16 protein-coding genes are annotated in these 19030 nt (G+C 68.9%); 9 read left to right on the plus strand and 7 right to left on the minus strand.

The genetic code is table 11. The annotated features are described in order from the left end of the window. Positions 1-45 precede the first annotated feature (45 nt). From ABC766_RS25710 to glpX, 3 genes are all read left to right on the plus strand, one after another. A complete protein-coding gene (locus ABC766_RS25710; protein WP_345819785.1) occupies positions 46-732 on the plus strand; it encodes a ceramidase domain-containing protein in 687 nt (228 codons plus the stop codon). A 109-nt stretch (positions 733-841) separates the two neighbouring features. After that, positions 842-2158, plus strand: coding sequence for a homoserine dehydrogenase (locus tag ABC766_RS25715; protein WP_345819786.1), 1317 nt, complete (start codon positions 842-844; stop codon positions 2156-2158). A gap of 145 nt (positions 2159-2303) precedes the next feature. Then, complete coding sequence (glpX, locus tag ABC766_RS25720; RefSeq protein ID WP_043345791.1) at positions 2304-3287, plus strand: class II fructose-bisphosphatase; 984 nt, start codon at positions 2304-2306, stop codon at positions 3285-3287. 62 nt (positions 3288-3349) lie between these two features. Here the strand turns inward: glpX and ABC766_RS25725 are convergent, their stop codons facing one another. Further along, on the minus strand, positions 3350-4285 hold the full coding sequence (locus tag ABC766_RS25725; RefSeq protein WP_345819787.1) for a L,D-transpeptidase: 936 nt from the start codon (positions 4283-4285) through the stop codon (positions 3350-3352). Positions 4286-4785: 500 nt separating this feature from the next. Between ABC766_RS25725 and ABC766_RS25730 the strand changes: the two genes are divergently transcribed. The 4 genes from ABC766_RS25730 to ABC766_RS25745 all read left to right on the plus strand — a co-directional run bounded on the left by ABC766_RS25730 (position 4786) and on the right by ABC766_RS25745 (position 9608). Beyond that, positions 4786-6036: a nitrate/nitrite transporter gene (locus ABC766_RS25730; protein WP_345819788.1), complete on the plus strand. Its 1251-nt coding sequence runs from the start codon at positions 4786-4788 to the stop codon at positions 6034-6036. A gap of 215 nt (positions 6037-6251) precedes the next feature. Beyond that, complete coding sequence (locus tag ABC766_RS25735) at positions 6252-7544, plus strand: MFS transporter (protein ID WP_043380055.1); 1293 nt, start codon at positions 6252-6254, stop codon at positions 7542-7544. Positions 7545-7550: 6 nt separating this feature from the next. Further along, the gene (locus ABC766_RS25740) at positions 7551-8771 is read left to right on the plus strand and encodes a CoA transferase (RefSeq protein WP_345819789.1); all 1221 of its coding nucleotides are present in this window, start codon (positions 7551-7553) and stop codon (positions 8769-8771) included. A 24-nt stretch (positions 8772-8795) separates the two neighbouring features. Then, entirely contained in the window at positions 8796-9608 is an 813-nt protein-coding gene (locus ABC766_RS25745) for an enoyl-CoA hydratase/isomerase family protein (protein ID WP_043356161.1), read from the plus strand. A gap of 9 nt (positions 9609-9617) precedes the next feature. Here ABC766_RS25745 and ABC766_RS25750 read toward each other — a convergent pair whose 3' ends face one another. The 4 genes from ABC766_RS25750 to dctP form a co-directional block, all read right to left on the minus strand. Then, positions 9618-10085, minus strand: coding sequence for a YbaK/EbsC family protein (locus ABC766_RS25750; RefSeq protein ID WP_345819790.1), 468 nt, complete (start codon positions 10083-10085; stop codon positions 9618-9620). 194 nt (positions 10086-10279) lie between these two features. Continuing rightward, positions 10280-11632 (minus strand): TRAP transporter large permease, encoded by a 1353-nt coding sequence (locus ABC766_RS25755; protein WP_043356157.1) that lies wholly within the window; start codon positions 11630-11632, stop codon positions 10280-10282. After that, positions 11629-12321: a TRAP transporter small permease gene (locus tag ABC766_RS25760; RefSeq protein WP_287090572.1), complete on the minus strand. Its 693-nt coding sequence runs from the start codon at positions 12319-12321 to the stop codon at positions 11629-11631. The genes ABC766_RS25755 and ABC766_RS25760 overlap by 4 nt, the downstream gene beginning before the upstream one ends. Next, positions 12318-13340, minus strand: a complete 1023-nt coding sequence (gene dctP, locus ABC766_RS25765; protein WP_345819791.1) for a TRAP transporter substrate-binding protein DctP — start codon at positions 13338-13340, stop codon at positions 12318-12320. The genes ABC766_RS25760 and dctP overlap by 4 nt, the downstream gene beginning before the upstream one ends. Before the next feature lie 194 nt (positions 13341-13534). Here dctP and ABC766_RS25770 point away from each other — a divergent pair, with 194 nt between their 5' ends. Together ABC766_RS25770 and ABC766_RS25775 are read left to right on the plus strand one after the other, a co-directional pair. Further along, a complete protein-coding gene (locus tag ABC766_RS25770) occupies positions 13535-14188 on the plus strand; it encodes a GntR family transcriptional regulator (protein ID WP_043353293.1) in 654 nt (217 codons plus the stop codon). Positions 14189-14373: 185 nt separating this feature from the next. Continuing rightward, positions 14374-15303, plus strand: coding sequence for a class I SAM-dependent methyltransferase (locus ABC766_RS25775; protein ID WP_345819792.1), 930 nt, complete (start codon positions 14374-14376; stop codon positions 15301-15303). 4 nt (positions 15304-15307) lie between these two features. Here ABC766_RS25775 and ABC766_RS25780 read toward each other — a convergent pair whose 3' ends face one another. Together ABC766_RS25780 and ABC766_RS25785 are read right to left on the minus strand one after the other, a co-directional pair. Next, the gene (locus ABC766_RS25780; protein WP_043380046.1) at positions 15308-15988 is read right to left on the minus strand and encodes a GntR family transcriptional regulator; all 681 of its coding nucleotides are present in this window, start codon (positions 15986-15988) and stop codon (positions 15308-15310) included. Positions 15989-16009: 21 nt separating this feature from the next. Continuing rightward, the gene (locus ABC766_RS25785) at positions 16010-18997 is read right to left on the minus strand and encodes an FAD-binding and (Fe-S)-binding domain-containing protein (RefSeq protein ID WP_345819793.1); all 2988 of its coding nucleotides are present in this window, start codon (positions 18995-18997) and stop codon (positions 16010-16012) included. Between the last annotated feature and the right edge of the window lie 33 nt (positions 18998-19030).

A 19030-nucleotide genomic window follows, 5' to 3' on the forward strand; every position in this document is an offset into this window, starting at 1 on the left:
TGACAAGGCCATCCCGGCGCAAGGACGGGGATCTAGGGTCGGCGGATGGACTGGTTCGAGCCGGTGAGAGCCTATTGCGAGCGCGGCGGTCCGCAATTCTGGGCCGAGCCGGCCAACGCCCTGTCGAACGCGGCTTTCCTCGTGGCGGCTGCCGCTGCCGCACGACGCGCCTCCGCAGCCGAGCCGCCGGACCGAGCCGGCCTCGCCCTATCCGCCCTGGTCGCGGTGGTGGGCATCGGCTCGTTCCTGTTTCACACGCTGGCGGTCTACTGGTCGATGCTGGCCGACGTGATCCCGATCGCCCTGTTCATCTACGCGTATCTCGCGCTCGCCCTGCGGCGATTCCTGAAGCTGGCGCCGATCCGGGTCGCTGCGGCGACGGGGGGCTTCGCGCTCCTCGGCTTCGCCCTCACGCCCGTGCTCGACGGACTTACCGGCCTCGACGTCGCGCGGCTCACCAACGGATCGGTCGACTACCTGCCCGCTCTGCTGGCGCTGTTCGGGATTGCGGGCGCGGTCACGCGTCGGCCGGAGGAGCGCTTTCTCGGGACCGGGCGGCGGCTCGCCGGGATCGGCCTTCTGTTCCTGATCTCGCTCGCCGCGCGGACTGCCGATCAGGCCGCCTGCACGCTTCTGCCGACCGGCACCCATCCGCTTTGGCACGTGCTGAACGCCGTCATCCTCTACGCCCTGGTGGCGACGGCGGTGCGGCACCGCGAGTCCGCCGGGTGAGCCGTCCGGCGATCCGGGGCCGTTTCCTTGCGGGCGGTGCGGAATTCTTGCAGAAGTGCGCCGCATCGGGCGCCCGGCCCATCACGGTCGCCCGGGTACGGAAGGGGTCATGACAGTGAGCTTTCGCCTCGGGATCGCCGGACTCGGGACCGTCGGTGCGTCCGTGGTCCGGATGGTCGAGCGCCGCCGCGCCGCCTTCACCGCCGCGGGCCTCGATCTCCGCGTCACGGCGGTGTCCTCGCGCGACCGCACCCGGGACCGCGGCCTCGACCTCGCCGGCATCGAATGGTTCGACGATCCGGTGGCGCTCGCCCGGTCCGGTTCCGTGGACTGCGTGGTCGAGCTGATCGGCGGCGCCGAAGGACCGGCCAAGGCGGTGGTCGAGGCGGCGCTGGATGCCGGCAAGCCGGTGGTGACCGCCAACAAGGCGCTGCTTGCCCGCCACGGTGCCGCCCTCGCCACGCACGCCGAGGACAAGGGCGTAGCCCTCGCCTTCGAGGCGGCGGTGGCCGGCGGCATCCCGGTGATCAAGACCCTCCGCGAGGGCCTGCCGGGCAACACGATCTCCCGCGTCTACGGAATTCTCAACGGCACCTGCAACTACATCCTCAGCCGCATGGAGCGCGAGGGCCTGACCTTCGAGGCCTGCCTGAAGGATGCGCAGGCCCTGGGCTACGCCGAGGCCGATCCGACCTTCGACGTCGAAGGTTTCGACACGGCCCACAAGCTCGCGATTCTGACGAGCCTGGCCTTCGGGACCGCAGTCGACGCCGAGGGCGTGTCGGTGGAGGGCATCTCCCGGGTGCAGCCTCTCGACCTGCGCATGGCGGACGAGCTCGGCTACCGGATCAAGCTCCTCGGCGTCGCGCAGGCGGCCGAGGCCGGCATCGAGCAGCGGGTCCACCCGACGATGGTGCCGAAATCCTCCGCCATCGCGCAGGTCATGGGTGTGACCAACGCCGTGACGATCGACGCGGATGCGGTGGGCGAGCTGACGCTGATCGGTCCCGGTGCCGGCGGCGAGGCGACGGCCTCCGCGGTCGTGGCCGACATCGCCGACGTGGCGCGCGGCGTGATCCGCCCGACCTTCGGCATTCCGGCCGCCGCGATGCGCCCCAGTGAGCGCGTGGAGATGCAGCGGCACGAGGGCGGCTACTACATCCGCCTCACCGTCCATGATCGCCCGGGCGTCGCGGCGGGTGTCGCTCAGCGGATGGCCGAGCGGGAGATATCCCTGGAGAGCATCCTGCAACGCCGCATCGAGGGCGCGGAGACGGATCCGCACGGCCGCTCCGGACGGCCCGTGCCGCTGGTGCTGATCACCTATGCGGCGACCGAGGGTAACATCCGGGACGCCCTCGACGCGATCGGCGCCGACGGCCTGCTGGCGGAGCCGCCGCAAGTGATCCGGATCGAGCGCGAATAACAGTGCATGCCGGACGGTGATCCGCGAGGCCTTGATGCAGGATAGTGGGCGCCCGCGAACCGGGGTATAGGCTTGGCGGCCGTCATTCGACGGCGTCCACCCGGGATCCGACCTCAAGATCGGGCTCGGACAAAGGCAGGAAACCATGGCTGAGGCCCCCAAGTCGGCATCGCGCGGCGTCCCGCGCACGCTCGCCCTCGAACTCGCCCGGGTCACGGAGCGCGCTGCCATCGCCGCCGCGCGTTTGCGCGGTCAGGGCGACGAGAAGGCGGCGGACCAGGCGGCGGTCGACGCGATGCGCGACGAGCTGAACAGCCTGCCCATCCGCGGAACCGTGGTGATCGGCGAGGGGGAGCGCGACCAGGCGCCGATGTTGTTCATCGGGGAGCAGCTCGGTCTCGGCGAGGGGCCGGAGGTCGACATCGCGGTGGATCCGCTGGAGGGAACGACCCTCTGCGCCAAGGACATGCCCGGGGCGATCGCGGTCATGGCGATGGCCGAGCGCGGCTCGCTCCTCGCGGCCCCCGACGTCTACATGCAGAAGATCGCCATCGGGCCGGGCTATCCGCCGGGTCTCGTCGATCTCGATGCCAGTCCCACCGACAACATCGCTGCCCTGGCCCGGGCCAAGGGGGTCGAGCCGAAGCAGATCACGGCCCTGATCCTCGACCGGCCCCGGCACGCCGCCCTCGTGGCCGAGGTGCGGGCGGCCGGCGCGGCGGTCCGCCTGATCTCGGACGGCGACATCGCGGGGATCATCTTCACCGCGAGCCCCGAGGAGACGGGGATCGACATCTATCTCGGAACCGGGGCGGCTCCCGAAGGCGTCCTGGCCGCCGCGGCGATGCGCTGCATCGGCGGCCAGATGCAGGGACGCCTGATCCTCGACACCCCCGACCGGCGGCGCCGGGCCGCCGAGATGGGCATCGAGGATCTCGACCGGAAATACGATCTGACCGACCTCGCGAGCGGCGACGTCATCGTGGCCGCCACGGGCATCACGGACGGGGCGCTTCTGCGGGGCGTCCGATTCCGACCGGACCGGATCCAGACCGAGACGCTGGTCTACCGTTCCGAGGCCGGCACGGTCCGGCGAATCCTCGGCGAGCACCGCCGCGGCTTGACCTGAAGCCGCAGTCCGCTGCCGCCGGTTCTACCGGCGGCAGCGGCTGATCGCGGTTCAGCCGGGCATCAATTCAGCACGACCACCTTGGTGCCGACATTGACGCGGCTGAACAGGTCGATCGCGTCCTGGTTGATCATGCGGATGCAGCCCGACGACACGCTCTTGCCGATGGAGAAAGGCTCCAGAGTCCCGTGGATGCGGAACAGCGTGTCCTTGTTGCCCTGCCAGAGGTACATGGCCCGGGCGCCGAGGGGATTGCGCAGGCCGCCCGAGACGCCGAGGCCGCTCTGCAGCTTGTCGACCTCGCTCGCGAGCTTCGGGCTGCGGGCGATCATCTCCTTGGGCGGATACCAGTCCGGCCAGGCCTGCTTGGAATTGACCGTCGCGGTGCCCGACCACGAGAAGCCTTGCTTGCCGACACCGACGCCGTAGCGGCGGGCCCGGCCGTTGCCCTCCACCAGGGTCAGTTGGTGGGCCCGCGGGTCGACGATGATCGTCCCCGGCTCGTAGGGCCCGTGATAGGCGATCTCCTGGCGCAAGAAGGCCGGGTTCATTTTCTTGTAGTTGAACGCCTGCACCGGGAACACGTCGTCGGTGATCGGGCCATAGATCTTGGCGTAATCGATCGGCTCGTTGTCGGGCGCGCGCAGGATGGCCTTCGCCTTCGCGGCCTCCAGGGGCGAAAGACCTTCGGCGGTCGGTGCCCCGCCCGGACGGGCCGGGACGGTCGCGTCGGGGTCGACGCTGGCGGCTGGCGGAGCGACGGGCGCCTGGACCGCCGGGGCGGGGCGCACGAAATCCGTGCGGCCCGTATAGGGCAGGTAGCGCCCGCCGCGACGCACATAGAGCGCACCGCTCTGATCCTGATAGAGCTGGCCGTCATCGCCGAACCCGTCGATGCCGGCATCGCCGACCGGGCCGCGGCCCTGGGCGTGAACGGTCGAGGCAAAGGCGAGGACTGTGAAGCCGGCCAGGAGAAGGCGACGGATCGAGGCGGACATGGATCGAAATTCCTCGGGAGGCGACACCGGGACTTGCCGCGGCGCGCAATCGAGCGGGCCTGCACGAAGTCGCGGCGGAGCTCGTCCCGGGGCTTAGCAAAACTCACGCTTTGCCGCCAAGTTGCCGACCGTGATCGAAGGCAATTTACGGGGTCTTCCGGACCGTTTCTCCGCCCCTGTGTTGCGCGCATGCAGCAACCATTACGGCTGCGGCGCTCACCGATCCGTGATGGCGCCGTCCGGCCGCCCGTTTACTCGGCAGGCCTGCCTCGATGAACGGCAGCGGTTGGATCGATTCCGACACGATCCCGGGCCCGCCCGTTTGGGGCGATCGGCGCGTCGCGCATCAAACCCGACGTGGCACGCATGCTGCATTGCCAGATCAGCCGCGCCTGCTGCTGCGGCGGAGCAACGGCGCTCCAAACAGCGGACGGTGTGAGTCCGGATCCCCGGCATGAGCGACCGCGCAGCGGTTCGCCTCCTTTCGACGAGCACCAGCTATGGCCAGCTTCAAAACGGTGATGAAGTCGGGTCACCCCCCGACGCTGTTCGCGGCATTCCTCTATTTCGATTTCTGCTTCGCCATCTGGGTCCTGAACGGCGCCATGGGCCCGTTCATCACCGAGACCTTCAAGCTCACGCCGGCCCAGACCGGCTTCATGATCTCCCTTCCGATCCTCGCCGGGGCGCTGATGCGCTTCCCGCTTGGAATTCTGGCCCAGTATATCGGCCGCAAGAATGCAGCGATCACCGAGATGAGCGTGATCATGCTGGCGATGGCCTACGGATATCTCTTCGTCTCGTCCTACAACGACGTGCTCGCCATGGGCGTCCTGCTGGGCATCGCCGGCGCGTCCTTCGGCGTCGCACTGTCCCTCGGATCGGGATGGTTCCCACCGGAGCACAAGGGCTTGGCGATGGGCATCGCGGGCGCCGGCAATTCCGGCACCGTGCTGGCCGTGCTGTTCGCCCCGCCGCTGGCGCAGGCCTATGGCTGGCAGACCACCTACGCCTTCGCCGGCCTCGTCATGCTGCTGCCGCTGGCGATCATGATCGTGCTCGCCAAGGAGCCGCCGGATTGCGAGCACCAGTCGTTCAAGGAACACGTCTCCTGCCTCTTCACCAAGGACGGCTGGGCGTTCTCGCTGATCTACGTCATCACCTTCGGCGGCTTCATCGGCCTGTCGAACTTCCTGCCGACCTTCTTCTACGAGCAGTTCGCCGTGACGAAGGTCGAGGCCGGGCGCCTGACCATGCTGGCGGCCTTCATGGGCTCGGGGATCCGGATCGTCGGCGGCTACTTCGCCGATCGGATGGGCGGGATCGCCGTGCTGTCGGTGGTGCTGCTCGCGGCGATCGCCACGCTCCTGTCCCTGACGGCGACCCCGTCGCTGGCACTGACCACGATCCTGTTCATGCTGTGCTTCGCGGCGCTTGGGGCCGGCAACGGCGCCCTCTTTCAGCTCGTTCCCCTGCGCTGGCCCAACAACACCGCCGTCGCCGGCTCGATGATCGGCGAGATCGGGGCCCTCGGAGGCGCCATCCTTCCGAACGTCATGGGCCTGTCCAAGCAGTATACCGGGTCGTTCTCCATCGGCTTCATCGGCTACGCCGCCTTCACGGCGGTCGTGCTCGGCTGCCTCGCCCTCTGGCAGCGGAAGTGGGTCGGAAGCTGGGTCGGGCCTCGCGGCAAGGCCCTGGGCACCGCGACTGAAGCTGAACAGAACCGGCTGCAGCCCGTCACGGCCTGACAGCCCGCGTCGCGAACGCGATCACCCAGAACGGGGGCCCAAGCGGCCCCCGTTTTCCGTTGGGGCGACCGGATCGATCGCGCGCCGGATACAAGTCGGCGGTTGCCTTCTGCCGCGCGACGCGTTTGAATAATGCATTATGAAAGAGCGTCCGGTCCATCAGCCGAGGCGCCCGGCGACCGCCAGCGGCGGCGCCCCGATGGGAGGAACGGTCGATGTCGAAGCGCATCAGCGCCACGAACGGCGTGCTCGGCCTGCTCTGCGTGATGTATTTCATCACCTATCTGGACCGGGTGAACATCGCGACCGCCGGCGCAGAGATCATGCGCGATTTCGGGATGTCGAAGACCGATTTCGGTCTGATTCTGTCGGCCTTCGCGTATCCCTACGCGATCTTCCAAGTGATCGGCGGGTCGGTCGGCGACAAGTTCGGCGCCCGACGCACGCTGCTCGCCTGCGGCGTGATCTGGGCCGCCGCGACGATCTTGACCGGAATGGTCGGCGGCTTGGTGAGTTTGTTCCTGGCCCGGGTCCTGCTCGGCTTCGGCGAAGGCGCGACCTTCCCCACCGCCACCCGCGCGATGCAGAACTGGACCGCGCCCGGCCGCCGCGGCTTCGCCCAGGGCATCACCCACGCCTTCGCGCGCCTCGGCAACGCGGTGGCGCCGCCGATCGTCGCCTTCCTGATCTTCCATTTCGGGTGGCGGACCAGCTTCGTGATCCTCGGCGCCGTGAGCTTTATCTGGGTGGCGATCTGGTGGCTGTATTTCCGCGACGATCCCTCCGACCATCCGGCGATCACCCGGGCCGAACTCGACACGCTGCCGCCGCCCCGCAAGGTCGGCGCGAAGCAGAGCGTCCCGTGGGGCGCTCTGACCCGCCGCATGCTGCCGGTCACCATCACGTATTTCTGCTACGGCTGGACCCTGTGGCTGTTCCTCGGCTGGCTACCGAGCTTCTTCAAGGAGAACTACAGCCTCGACCTGAAGAACTCGGCGCTGTTCGCCTCGGGCGTGTTCTTCGCCGGCGTGGTGGGCGACACGGTTGGCGGCATGATGAGCGACGCCATCCTGCACCGGACCGGCAAGGTGAAGCTCGCCCGCCTGTCGGTGATCGTCGTCGGGTTCCTCGGCGCCGCTGCGAGCCTCGCCGGCGTTTTCATGACGCGGGATCTGACCCTGGTGGCGCTGCTCCTGTCCTCGGGCTTCTTCTTCGCCGAGCTGGTCATCGGGCCGATCTGGTCCGTGCCGATGGATATCGCGCCGAAATATGCCGGCACCGCCAGCGGATTGATGAATACCGGTTCGGCCGTGGCCGCGATCGTCTCGCCGATCGTCTTCGGCGTGATCGTCGACATGACGGGGAGCTGGACGCTGCCCTTCGTCGGTTCGATCGGCCTGTGCCTGCTCGGTGCGGCGCTGGCCTTCACGATGCACCCCGAGCGGGAATTCGTGGATCCCGCCCCGCCGCTCGATGGTCGCGTGGGCTCCGTGGCGGCCGGGGAGTAGCGCGCGATGGCGGAAGCGATGAAACGGTCCGGTCCGCTCGCCGGGATGCGGGTGATCGAGCTCGCCCACATCATGGCCGGTCCGGTCTGCGGGCTGATGCTCGCCGACATGGGCGCGGAGGTGATCAAGGTCGAGAAGATGGACGGCGACGACACGCGTCGCACCGTTCCGCCGGCCCTGGAAGGCGAGAGCGCCGCCTACATGATGATGAACCGCGGCAAGCGCGGCATCAGTCTCGACCTGAAGGACCCGGACGGTGTCGCGGTCCTGCGCCGCCTGCTCAAGGGCGCCGACGCGCTGATCGAGAACTACCGCGGCGGCACGATGGAGCGCCTCGGGATCGGCTACGAGACGTTGCGCGAGGAATTCCCGGCTCTCGTCTACTGCTCGCTCTCCGGCTTTGGCCGCACCGGTCCCTATGCGGAGCGGGCCGGCTTCGACCTCGTGGCGCAGGGCATGAGCGGGCTCATGTCGATCACGGGGGAGGGCCCGGGGCGGCCCCCGATGAAGTGCGGACCTCCGGTGACCGACATCACCGCCGGTATCCTGGCCGCCATGGGCGTTCTGGCGGCCTACTCGAACCGGCTCCGGACCGGAAAGGGCCAGGCTGTCGACACCTCGCTGTTCGAGGCCGGCATCACCCACACCTACTGGCAATCGGCCATCGCCATGGCGACCGGGGTCGCGCCGGGACCGATGGGCTCGGCCCATCCGCTGAACGCGCCCTACGAGGCCTTCGAGACCGCCGATGGCTGGATCACGATCGGGGCGGCCAACCAGACCAACTGGCTGCGCCTGCTGAAGGCGATCGGCGCCGAGGCCCTCGCCGATGATCCGCGCTTCGCCGTCAACCGCGACCGGATGATCAACCGGCAGGACCTCGCCGGTACCCTCGCGCCGATCTTCCGGGCCCACAGCTCGGCCGAATGGCTCGCCCGGCTCGAAGCCGGCGGCGTCCCGGCCGGGCCGGTGCTCGACGTCAACGCCATGCAGCGGGATCCGCAGGCCCTCGCCCGCGAGATGGTGGTGGAGGTCGAACACCCGCGGGTCGGCCGCATGAAGACCCTCGGCCTGCCGGTCAAGTTCTCGGAGACCCCGGGGCGCGTGCATGGGCCGGCCCCGTTGCTTGGCGAGCATTCCCGGGCGATCCTGGCGGAGGCCGGATACGCCTCGGCCGAGATCGACGCGCTGATCGCGCGCGGCGTGGTCCGCGAGACCGCGGCCTGACCCCGCCACCCGGAGACCCCGCGCATGAGTGCCACGCCCGCCACCGACGAACTGCTGTTCACGACCGATGAGGCCGGCATCGCCCGCATCGTCCTGAATCGGCCGCAGGCCCGCAACGCGCTCACCTTCGCGATGTATCAGGGCCTGATCACCTGCTGCGAGGCGATCGCCGGCAATCCGGCCATCAAGGCGCTGATCATCACCGGTGCCGGCGAGAAGGCTTTTGCGGCCGGTACCGACATCGCCCAGTTCCGCAGCTTCAGCACGGCGGAGGATGCGCTGGGCTACGAGCGGTTCATGGACAAGGTGCTGGGCTCCCTGGAGCGGCTGCGGGTTCCGACCATCGCGGCCATCGCGGGTGCGTGCACGGGCGGCGGCGCGGCCATCGCGGCGGCCTGCGACCTCCGCATCGCCACCCGCGATGCCCGCTTCGGCTTCCCCATCGCCCGGACGCTGGGCAATTGCCTGAGCCAGGGCAATCTGAAGCGGCTTTCCGGTCTGATCGGGCCGGCGCGGGTGAAGGACATCATCTTCACCGCCCGCCTGGTCGGGGCCGAGGAGGCGCTGGCCATCGGGCTGATCGGCGAGATGGTGGATGATCGCGCCGCGCTCACCGAGCGGGTCGATACCCTGGCGCAGCTCCTCGCCAACCACGCGCCGCTGACCATGCAGGCGACCAAGGAAGGGCTCCGGCGGCTGGCGGAGGAGGAGGCGGTCGCCGAGGGCGCGCCACATCCCGGCGATGACCTGATCCTCATGTGCTACATGAGCCAGGATTTCCGCGAAGGCATGGAGGCCTTCCTGGGCAAGCGCCCGCCCAACTGGACCGGGCGCTGAGGGCGGCCCTCAGGTCGGCAGCGCGCAGACATCGACCCAGGCGGCGCCGGTCAGTTCGGCCATCCGCGTCGGCGCGATGCGCACGGAGCTGTGGGTGCCGCCGGCGGCCGGCACCACCTCGTCGAACGCTTGGAGCGAGACGTCGCAGTAGATAGGTAGCGGCGTGGCCAGGCCGAACGGGCAGACGCCGCCCACCGGGTGGCCGGTAACCGCCTCGACCTCGCCGAGATCGAGCATCCTCACCTTACCGCCGAAGACGGCCTTGGCCTTCCTGTTGTCGAGACGCGCGTCGCCACGGGTGACGACGAGAGCGACATGATCGCCCACGCGGATCGACAGGGTTTTGGCGATCTGCGCCGGGGCGACGCCATGGCCCTTGGCCGCCTCGGCGACGGTTGCGGTGCTGGCCTCGAGCTCGATGACCGCGATGTCGGGCGCCTTCTCGGCGAAGAAGGCGCGCACGGATGCGAGACTCATGATTCGTTCCGAAGCTTCGATCAGGGCAGTACGGGAAGCCCGCTGCCATAGGCGCCCCGGCACGCTTCAGCCATCGCCTGGACGCGACCCGCCGGTGCGTGGGAGGCGGCGCTCGCGCGGCTGCACCCCGGCATGCGGCAGGCCCTTCCCCGGACGGAGAAGGGCCTGCCTGCGGGATCGATGCTTCGGTCCGCCTACCGTGTGGTCGCCAGCAGCAGGTCCGGGAGCCACAGGGCGATGCCCGGGACCAGGCACAGGATCAGGATCGCCACCGCCATCAGGATCACGAAGGGCAAGGTCCCCCAGATGATGTCCGACAGCGGGATGTCGGGGGCGATGTTCTTGATGACGAAGATGTTCAGGCCCACCGGCGGGTGGATCAGGCCCATCTCCATGGTGATGGTCATCACCACGCCGAACCACACGAGGTCGAAGCCGGCGGCCTTGAGCGGCGGCAGGATGATCGGCGCCGTCATCAGGATGATCGAGACCGGCGGCAGGAAGAAGCCCAGCGCGATCACCAACGCCAGGATGGTCAGCAGCAGCAGCCAGGGCGAGAGCTGCATCGCGACGATCGCGGCGGCGGCCGATTGCGAGATGTGCAGGTAGCTCATCACGTACGCGTAGAGCAGCGACATGCCGATGATCAGCATCAGCATGGTCGATTCCCGAAGGGTCGCGGTCAGGATCGGCGTGACGTCGCGGAACCGCCAGACGCCGTAGATCGCGGCGATGAGCGCCAGCGCCATCAGGCCGCCGAGACCCGCGGTTTCCGAGGGCGTGGCGTAGCCGCCGTAGAGCGCCACCATCACGCCGGTGAGCAGGACCACGAAGGGCAGGACCCGCGGCAGCGTCGAGAAGCGCTGCGCCATGCTGTACTGATCGTCGGCGAGGATCGGCGAGGCCGGTCCGCCGCGCTCCATCACGGCCTTGGCCGCGGCGTATTCCGAGCGAAAGCGCACGATCGACCACGCCGCGAACAGGGCCACGAGCAGCAGCCCGGGTCCGATGCCGGCGAGGAACAGGCGTCCGAGCGACTGCTCGGCCGCCACCGCGTACAGGATCATGGTGATCGAGGGCGGCAGCAGGATTCCGAGCGTGCCGCCCGCCGCGATGATCCCGGCGGCGAAGCCCGGCGAGTAGCCGCGCTTGCGCATCTCCGGGATGCCGGCCGAGCCGATCGCCGAGCAGGTTGCCGGGCTCGAGCCCGCCATGGCGGCGAACAGCGCACAGGCGAACACGTTGGCGATGCCGAGGCCGCCCGGGATGCGGTGCATCCAGGCGTGCATGGCCGAGTAGAGGTCCTGCCCGGCCTTGGACCGGCCGATGGCCGCCCCCTTCAGGATGAAGAGCGGGATCGACAGCAGGGTGATGGAGGCCATCTCCTCGTAGACGTTCTGCGCCACCGTATCGAGGGAGGCGCCGGGCATGAACGCCACCATGAAGGCGAGCGCCACGAAGCCGAGGGCGAAGGCGATGGGGATGCCCGAGAGCATCGCACCCAGGGTCGCGCCCGCGTACAGGAAGCCGATCGCGGCCGTGCTCATCGTTCAACCTTCGCGGAAACGGTCTGACCCAGCGGATCCGGTCCTCGGGGCGCAACCTCGGGCGCCCCGTGCATGTCGCGGTTGACGTCGGCCCCGAGCCCGATCTTGGGCTGTGCCCAGCCGGCGGCCCGCGGCCCGTAGGCCAGGCCCTCGGCGATCTGGAGGACGAACTGGATGCACAGCAGGCTCATCCCGACGGACATCAGCGTATAGGGGATCCAGAGGGGGGGCCCCCAGGTCGATTGCGAGACCTGCCCGTCGACCCAGGCCTCGTGATCCAGCGACCAGCTCTTCCAGGCGAAGAACAGGCAGAAGGCGAGGCTGACGATGTCGGCCAGCAGAAGGCGCACGCGGTTGGCGGCCGGCGGCAGGAGACCGGTCAGGGCCTCGATCGCGACGTGGCCGCGCTTGGCCTGGACGCCGGCGGCCGACAGGAAGGTGGCCCCGATGATCAGGAACACCGCCATCTCGTCCTGCCACTCCGTCGGTTCCTTCAGGAGATAGCGGACGACCACGCTGTGGGTCAGGACGAGGCAAGCCGCCACCAGGCAGAGGCCGCCGACCGCCAGGATCACTTGATTCAGCAGCCGCATCGTCCGGTCGAAGGCGCCGAGCAGGCCGGGCAGACGCGGCTCGGCCGCGCCCCGCGCCTCCGGAGCGGCCGTAGCCGCGTCGAAGCCGTGGCTCACGCGACCTGCTCCGCGAGCTTCAGCAGTTCCGCGCAGTTCGCGTTCTTGGCGGCGTAATCCTTCCAGGCCGTGTTGCGGGCGAGGTCCCGCCACTGACCCAGCGACTTCTCGTCAACCTGGACGACCTTGGCCCCGGCCTTCGAGAAGATCTCCTCGACCCGGGTGTCATCCTCTTTGGCGCCGGCTTGGCCGAAGGCCTCCAGCTCGGTGCCCACCGCCATGATCAGGTCTTGCTGCTCCTTCGGAAGGCCCGAGAACACGATCTTCGACATCATGATCGGCTCGAGCATGAACCAGTAGGAGCGCTCGCGGCCCGAGGTGAGGGCCTTGGACAGCTCTTCCAGGCGGAAGGAGATCAGGCTGGTGGACGATGTGATCACCGCATCGCAGGCGCCGGTCTGCATCGCCGCGTAGGATTCGTTCGACGGGATGGAGAGGGTGGCTGCGCCGGCCTCTTTCATCATCATGTCCATCTCGCGCGAACCGCCCCGGACCTTCAAGCCCTTGGCGTCGGCCGGCGAAACGAGGGCGCGCTCGCGGCTCGCGACGCCGCCGGCCTGCCAGACCCACGAGACCAGGACGATCCCCTTGGCGTCGAGGATTTCCGAGAGCTTGCGCCCGACCGGCGCCGCCTTCCAGGCCACCGCCTGGGCATAGGACGTCACCAGCGCCGGCATCAGGCCGATATTCAGCTCCGGCACCTCGCCGCCGGCATAGGGGCTCGGATAGAGCGACATGTCGAGGGCGCCCTTGCGCATCGCGCCGAACTGGGCGTTCGTCTTCATCAGCGAGGAGCCGGGATAGACTTGGACGTCCAGGGCGCCCTTCGAGCGCTCGCCGACCATCTTGGCGAACTTCCGGCACATGCGGTCGCGGAAGTCGCCCTCGTCGATGGTGCCGCCCGGGAACTGGTGGGACAGCTTCAGCGTGGTGGCGGCCTGGGCCGAGCCCAGCCCGAACCGCAGGACCGCCGGAGCCGCGAGCGTGGCCGCGATCAGCGAGCGACGAGTTGGCGTCATGGATTTCTCCCGCACCGCAAACAACGCGGCAAAGTTTTGTGCGCCGCAATAGTGGGGCGCTTCGTTGTATGCATGGAAAACCGCCTTGTATATTTTGTCAATGCTCCAGCATAATGTTCGCGTGCGTTGGACATCCGCCGGCCTCAACGGGCGGGACGACGCGCGGCCCGACGATCGGGGGAGGAACCAGGCGCATGAGCCACGCGCAAAGGCTACGGCAGCGAATCGAGGACGAGATCGTGGCGGGCGAACTCGCGCTGGGATCGCGGCTCGATGAGAATCAGCTCGCGGCCCGTTTCGGGGTCTCGCGCACGCCGATCCGCGAGGCGCTGCTGCAGCTCGCCGTGACCGGACTCGTCCAGACGAAGCCCCGGCGCGGCGCCATCGTCAGCGCGCCCGAGCCACACCTGCTGCTGGCCATGTTCGAGACGATGGCGGAAATCGAGGCGGCGTGCGGTCGCCTCGCCGCACGCCGCCTCGTGGCCGAGGATGCCGCCGCGCTGCGCGCCGCCCTCGAAGGCTGCCGCGGGGCCCTGTCGACGGAGGATACCGAGGCCTATTACGCCGAGAATTACGTGTTCCATACGGTGGTGTATCGGGCCAGCCGCAACGCCTTCCTGGCGGAGCAGGCGCTGTCACTTCACCGCCGTCTCGCGCCGTATCGGCGTCTGCAGCTGCGCGTGCGCCAACGCCTGCCGCAATCGCTCGCCGAACACGAAGCGATCGTCGCTGCCATCATCGCCGGAGACGAAGTCGGGGCGGCCGAGGCGCTCCGGAGCCACGTCATCGTCCAGGGTGACCGGTTCACCGATCTGGTCGCGGGGTTGCGGGCGCAGAGCGCGGCCTGAAAGCTTCGACCTGTCCGGGTGCCTGACGATCATCCCGCGGCGCAGACCGCCCGCAGCGGGCCGCGAAGCCGGTGCGTCTTCATCGCCTCCTAACCGTGAAATAAGGTCGGACTGCGTAGGTGGTCCACCGGACTCGACCAGAAGTTGCAATCCCGGCATCCTTCACCCGGAACCCGGGAGGCACCATGCTGAAGGACGTTGTCAGGACTGCCGGCCGACGCGCGGGGGTGGATATCTTCCGGGCGAGCGGCGAAGCCTTCCGCTGGAGTCATACGGTCCACGATTACTATCCGGTCGTGCCGTCCGCGCGGTGGAAGCCGGGCCAGGCGCCGCACGGCCGGCTCAAAGCCGTCCTTGCCCAGAACCATGCAGCCTACGAGGCGTTCCTCACCGCCCTGGAAGCGCAGGCCGACCTGCTCCACAGCGTCCCGCACGACGCGCACGCTGCGGGTTCGGCTGCACCGCACTGGAACAACACGTGGTTCACCGCCCTCGACGGCGCCGCACTGCTGACGATGCTGGCCTGGAAGCGCCCTGAACGATACTTCGAGATCGGCTCCGGGTGCTCGACCTGCTTCGCGCGCCACGCGATCGACACGCTGAAGCTGCCGACGCGGATCACCTCCATCGATCCGATGCCACGCCGCGAGATCGACGCCCTGTGCGACTGGACGGTCCGCAGCCCGCTGGAATCCTGCGACCTGAAGATCTTCGAGGAACTGAAGGCCGGCGACATCCTGTTCTTCGATGGATCGCATCGGTCCTTCGCGAACTCCGACGTCACGGTGTTCTTCTTCGAGGTGATGCCGCGCCTCGCGCCGGGCGTGATCGTACAGATCCACGACATCTTCATTCCGGACGATTATCCGTCAGCCTGGAATTGCCGCCTGTACAACGAGCAGTATCTTCTTGCCGCGATGCTGCTGTGCGGCGCTCCGCCGTTCCGCGTGACCGTGCCGGTGATGTATATCTGTCAGGACCCGGCGATGAGCGCCCGGGTGAAGACGGTCTTTGCCGCCCGCGCGACCGGACCGGACATTCCGTTCCTCTACGCGAACGATTCCCGCACCCCGGGCGCGTCGTTCTGGTTCGAGATGACGGGGATGCCGGGCTGAGCCTTCAGGCAACCTCCGCCGCGCCGTAATTGGCGGCGATGACGGACTTCTTCCCGCGGATATGCTCGCGCATCAGGACGGCCAGGGCAGCGCCGTCCCGGGCACGGAGGAGTTCGATCATCCGTTCGTGCTCGGAGACCGCGCGGGCCCACTGATCCGGGGTCTGGTGCGCGGAATACCGCGACCTTTGGATCCGGCCGGACAGGCTCTCGTAGATATTCGCCAGAATGACGTTGCGACTGGCCGCCATGATGCCTTCGTGGATCCGGCGATTGTGGCTGAAGTAGCCCGCCTCGTCGCCCGACTGCCAGGCTGCCACCATCGCGTTATGGTCGACCGCGAGGGCGTCGATCTCGGCGTCGGTGATGGTGCGGCAGGCCAGGTCCCCGGCGGTCGCCTCGAGCCCGGCGATCACCTCCATCATTTCCTCGAGCTCGGTCTCCGAGATGCTGGCGACCCGCGCTCCGCGGTTCGGAAGCAGTTCGAGCAGCCCTTCCGTCGCCAGGATCTTGATCGCCTCGCGGAGCGGGGTCCGCGAGATCCCGAAGCGCTCCGTCAGCTCGCTCTCGTTGATCCGGGCCTTCGGCTCCATCTCCCCGGACCGGATCAGCTCCCGCATCCGGTCCGCGACCTCGTCGTGGAGGTAGCGGCGGCTGATGCCGATCCCGGGCTCGATCTTGTTCATGGTCCCCCGACACAAACCAGATCAGTGCGACCTGTTGTGTATGTGTAAGTCTCCGGCAATGGAGTGTCGAGGCACGAGGGCTCGATCGAGAACGCGAGCCACATGTTCCGCCTCGAGACCGAGGCCATCGTGAATCTGATGTCGGCAGCTCGTCCCGTCGGCGATCACGAGATCGTCCGGCCCGGCGGCGCGGAGGGTCGGGAACAGCGACAGCTCTGCCATGGCGAAGGATGTCTCGATGGATTCCGGCCGGTAGCCGAAGGCGCCGGCCATGCCGCAGCAGCTCGATTCGACGACCCGCAGGTCGAGCCCCGGCACGGCCCGGAGCACCGTCTCCACCGAGCCCATCACGCCGAACGACTTCTGGTGGCAATGGCCGTGCAGGTGCGCGACGCGCCCGCCCTGGTCCGCGAACGGTAGCGCGATCCGGCCCGCCGTCAGGTCTGCGGCCAGCAGCTCCTCGAACAGGACGGACTGCCGGGCCAGAAGCGCCGAATCCGCACCGGGCAGTAGCGCGGCGAACTCGTCCCGGAACGTGAGCAGGCAGGATGGTTCCAGGCCGACGACCCGCGCGCCCGCGCGGACGAAGGGCAGAAGCGCGTCGAGGGTTCGGCGCGCCTCCAGCCGGGCCCGGTCCGTCTGGCCGGCGGAGAGCCACGTCCGGCCGCAGCAGAGCGGGCGCCGGCCGCGGGCCGGATAGACCCGATGCAGCCGGTAGCCCGCGGCCAGCAGCACGCGCTCGGCCGCCTCGAGATTCTCCCGCTCGAAGGCGCGGTTGAAGGTGTCGCCGAAGAGGATCACGTCGCGGAAATCCCCCGCGACGTCGTGGGTATGCGCGGGTTCGCCCTGCTCGCTCCAGGGCCGACGCCAGCGCGGCAACGAGCGCCTGGCCGACAGGCCGGCGACGCGCTCCGACAGGGCCGCGAGGGCCGGGTACCGGTCCCGCAGGTTGAGGATCGGCGCGAGCTTCGCGGCCGCCCCGGCATAGAGCGGCATCATGGCGATGAGTCGCTCGCGGAGCGGCAGCCCGTGGCGGGCGTGGTAATGGTGCAGGAACTCGATCTTCATCTTGGCCATGTCCACGCCGGTCGGGCATTCCCGGCGGCAGGCCTTGCAGGAGACGCAGAGATCGAGAGTCCGCTTCATCTCCGGGCTGGTGAAGGCCTCCTTGCCGAGCTGGCCCGAGATGGCGAGCCGCAGGGAATTGGCGCGGCCGCGCGTGAGGTGCTGTTCCTCCCCCGTCACCCGGTAGGACGGGCACATGGCGCCGCCGGCGAGCTTCCGGCAGGTGCCGTTGTTGTTGCACATCTCGACGGCGGAGCCGAAGCCGCCCCAATCCGACCAGTCGAGCGCCGGCTTCATCGGCTCCGTCACCGTGTAGTCGGGCTTGAAGCGGAACAGAGACCGGTCATCCATCGCGAGCGGGCGCACGATCTTGCCGGGGTTGAGGCGGTTCTCGGGATCGAACGCGTCCTTCACGTCCTCGAAGGCGCGCGTCAGGACCGAGCCGAACAGCGGCTCGATGTATTCCGAGCGTGAGATGCCGTCGCCGTGCTCGCCGGAATACGACCCCTTGTAGCGGCGCACCAGCTCGGAGGTCTCCTCCGCGATCGCGCGCATCCGGCGGACGTCGCCAGCCTCCTTCATGTCGAGGATCGGGCGAACGTGCAGGCAGCCCACCGAAGCGTGGGCGTACCACGTGCCGCGGGTGCCGTGCTTGGCGAAGACCGCCGTGACCGCGTCTGTGTAATCGGCGAGGTGCTCCAGCGGGACGGCGCAATCCTCGATGAAGGAGACCGGCTTGGCGTCACCCTTCATGGACATCATGATGTTGAGGCAGGCCTCGCGAACCTCCCACAACGATTTCTGGCGGGCGGGCTCGACCACCTCCACGACGGCGTCCGGGAAGCCGTGATCGGCCATGCAGGCGTCGAGGCGCTTCAGGTCGCGCGTCACGGCGGCGAGGTCGTCGCCGGCGAATTCGGTGAGCAGCAGGCAGTTCGGCTGTCCGCGGGTGATGTCGGCCAGCGTCGTGCGGAACAGCGGGATATCGGCGCCGAGCACGAGGACGTTGTTGTCGACGAGCTCGACCGCCACCGGGTCCAGGCCGACGATGTGCCGGGTCGTCTCCATGGCGGCCCGGAAGGATGGGAAGTGGCACACGCCCATCACCCGGTGCGTCGGCAGGCGCGAGAGCTTCAGCGTCACCGCCGTGGTCGCGGCCAGCGTGCCCTCGGATCCGACGAGCAGGTGCGCGAGGTTCGGCTGCGCTTCGATCAGCGCGTCGAGGTTGTAGCCGCCGACGCGGCGCTGGACCTTCGGGAAGCGCGCCTCGATCTCAGCGCGGTGATCCTCGGCGAGGCCGCGCATCCTCGCGGCCAGCGCCGCCGCCCGATCCGAGCCGTTCACGCCCGACCGGACGTCACCGGTCAGTCCGAAGCCGAAGGCCTCGCCGTCGTGGAACAGCGCCTCCATCGCCAGGACGTTGTCGCTCATCTTGCCGTAGCGCAGGGAGCGGGCGCCGCAGGAATTGTTGCCCGCCATACCGCCGATGGTGCAGCGGGTCGCCGTCGAGGGCTCGACGGGGAAGAACCATCCGTCGGCCTTCACCCGGGCGTTCAGCCGCTCCAGCACCATGCCGGGCTCGACCGTGATCGTGCCCGCCTCCGGATCGTAGGCCCGGACGCCGTTGAAGTACCGTGAGCAGTCGACCACCAGGCCCGACCCGATCGGCTGGCCGTTCTGCGACGTGCCGCCGCCGCGCAGGATCACCGGCGCGCCGTGTTCGGCGGCGATGCGCAGGGTTGCGGCGATGTCGGCCGCGGAGCGCGGCAGCACCACGCCGGCCGGCATGATCTGGTAGATCGACGCGTCCGTGCTGTAGCGTCCGCGCGTGAACGCGTCGAACCGCGCCTCGCCCTGGAGCTGCTCCGCCAGCCTGCGCGGCAATCCGGCTTCCAGGCGCGCCGCGGCACGCGGCGCCGGGGCATGCGCCCTCGCTTCCGTCACGATCGATCCCTCCCGTGATGGGACATGCCCACC

This window comes from Methylobacterium fujisawaense (assembly GCF_039619325.1).
Lineage (GTDB): Bacteria > Pseudomonadota > Alphaproteobacteria > Rhizobiales > Beijerinckiaceae > Methylobacterium > Methylobacterium fujisawaense.

What these genes read in the sequence shown, in the direction of transcription:
- ABC766_RS25750 (WP_345819790.1), bottom strand. Translation starts at nt 10,085, where the DNA reads ATGAGTCTCGCATCCGTGCGCGCCTTCTTCGCCGAGAAGGCGCCCGAC.
- ABC766_RS25740 (WP_345819789.1), top strand. Translation starts at nt 7,551, where the DNA reads ATGGCGGAAGCGATGAAACGGTCCGGTCCGCTCGCCGGGATGCGGGTG.
- ABC766_RS25715 (WP_345819786.1), top strand. Translation starts at nt 842, where the DNA reads ATGACAGTGAGCTTTCGCCTCGGGATCGCCGGACTCGGGACCGTCGGT.
- ABC766_RS25725 (WP_345819787.1), bottom strand. Translation starts at nt 4,285, where the DNA reads ATGTCCGCCTCGATCCGTCGCCTTCTCCTGGCCGGCTTCACAGTCCTC.
- ABC766_RS25730 (WP_345819788.1), top strand. Translation starts at nt 4,786, where the DNA reads ATGGCCAGCTTCAAAACGGTGATGAAGTCGGGTCACCCCCCGACGCTG.
- ABC766_RS25780 (WP_043380046.1), bottom strand. Translation starts at nt 15,988, where the DNA reads ATGAACAAGATCGAGCCCGGGATCGGCATCAGCCGCCGCTACCTCCAC.
- ABC766_RS25770 (WP_043353293.1), top strand. Translation starts at nt 13,535, where the DNA reads ATGAGCCACGCGCAAAGGCTACGGCAGCGAATCGAGGACGAGATCGTG.
- ABC766_RS25735 (WP_043380055.1), top strand. Translation starts at nt 6,252, where the DNA reads ATGTCGAAGCGCATCAGCGCCACGAACGGCGTGCTCGGCCTGCTCTGC.
- dctP (WP_345819791.1), bottom strand. Translation starts at nt 13,340, where the DNA reads ATGACGCCAACTCGTCGCTCGCTGATCGCGGCCACGCTCGCGGCTCCG.
- ABC766_RS25745 (WP_043356161.1), top strand. Translation starts at nt 8,796, where the DNA reads ATGAGTGCCACGCCCGCCACCGACGAACTGCTGTTCACGACCGATGAG.
- ABC766_RS25775 (WP_345819792.1), top strand. Translation starts at nt 14,374, where the DNA reads ATGCTGAAGGACGTTGTCAGGACTGCCGGCCGACGCGCGGGGGTGGAT.
- glpX (WP_043345791.1), top strand. Translation starts at nt 2,304, where the DNA reads ATGGCTGAGGCCCCCAAGTCGGCATCGCGCGGCGTCCCGCGCACGCTC.
- ABC766_RS25710 (WP_345819785.1), top strand. Translation starts at nt 46, where the DNA reads ATGGACTGGTTCGAGCCGGTGAGAGCCTATTGCGAGCGCGGCGGTCCG.
- ABC766_RS25755 (WP_043356157.1), bottom strand. Translation starts at nt 11,632, where the DNA reads ATGAGCACGGCCGCGATCGGCTTCCTGTACGCGGGCGCGACCCTGGGT.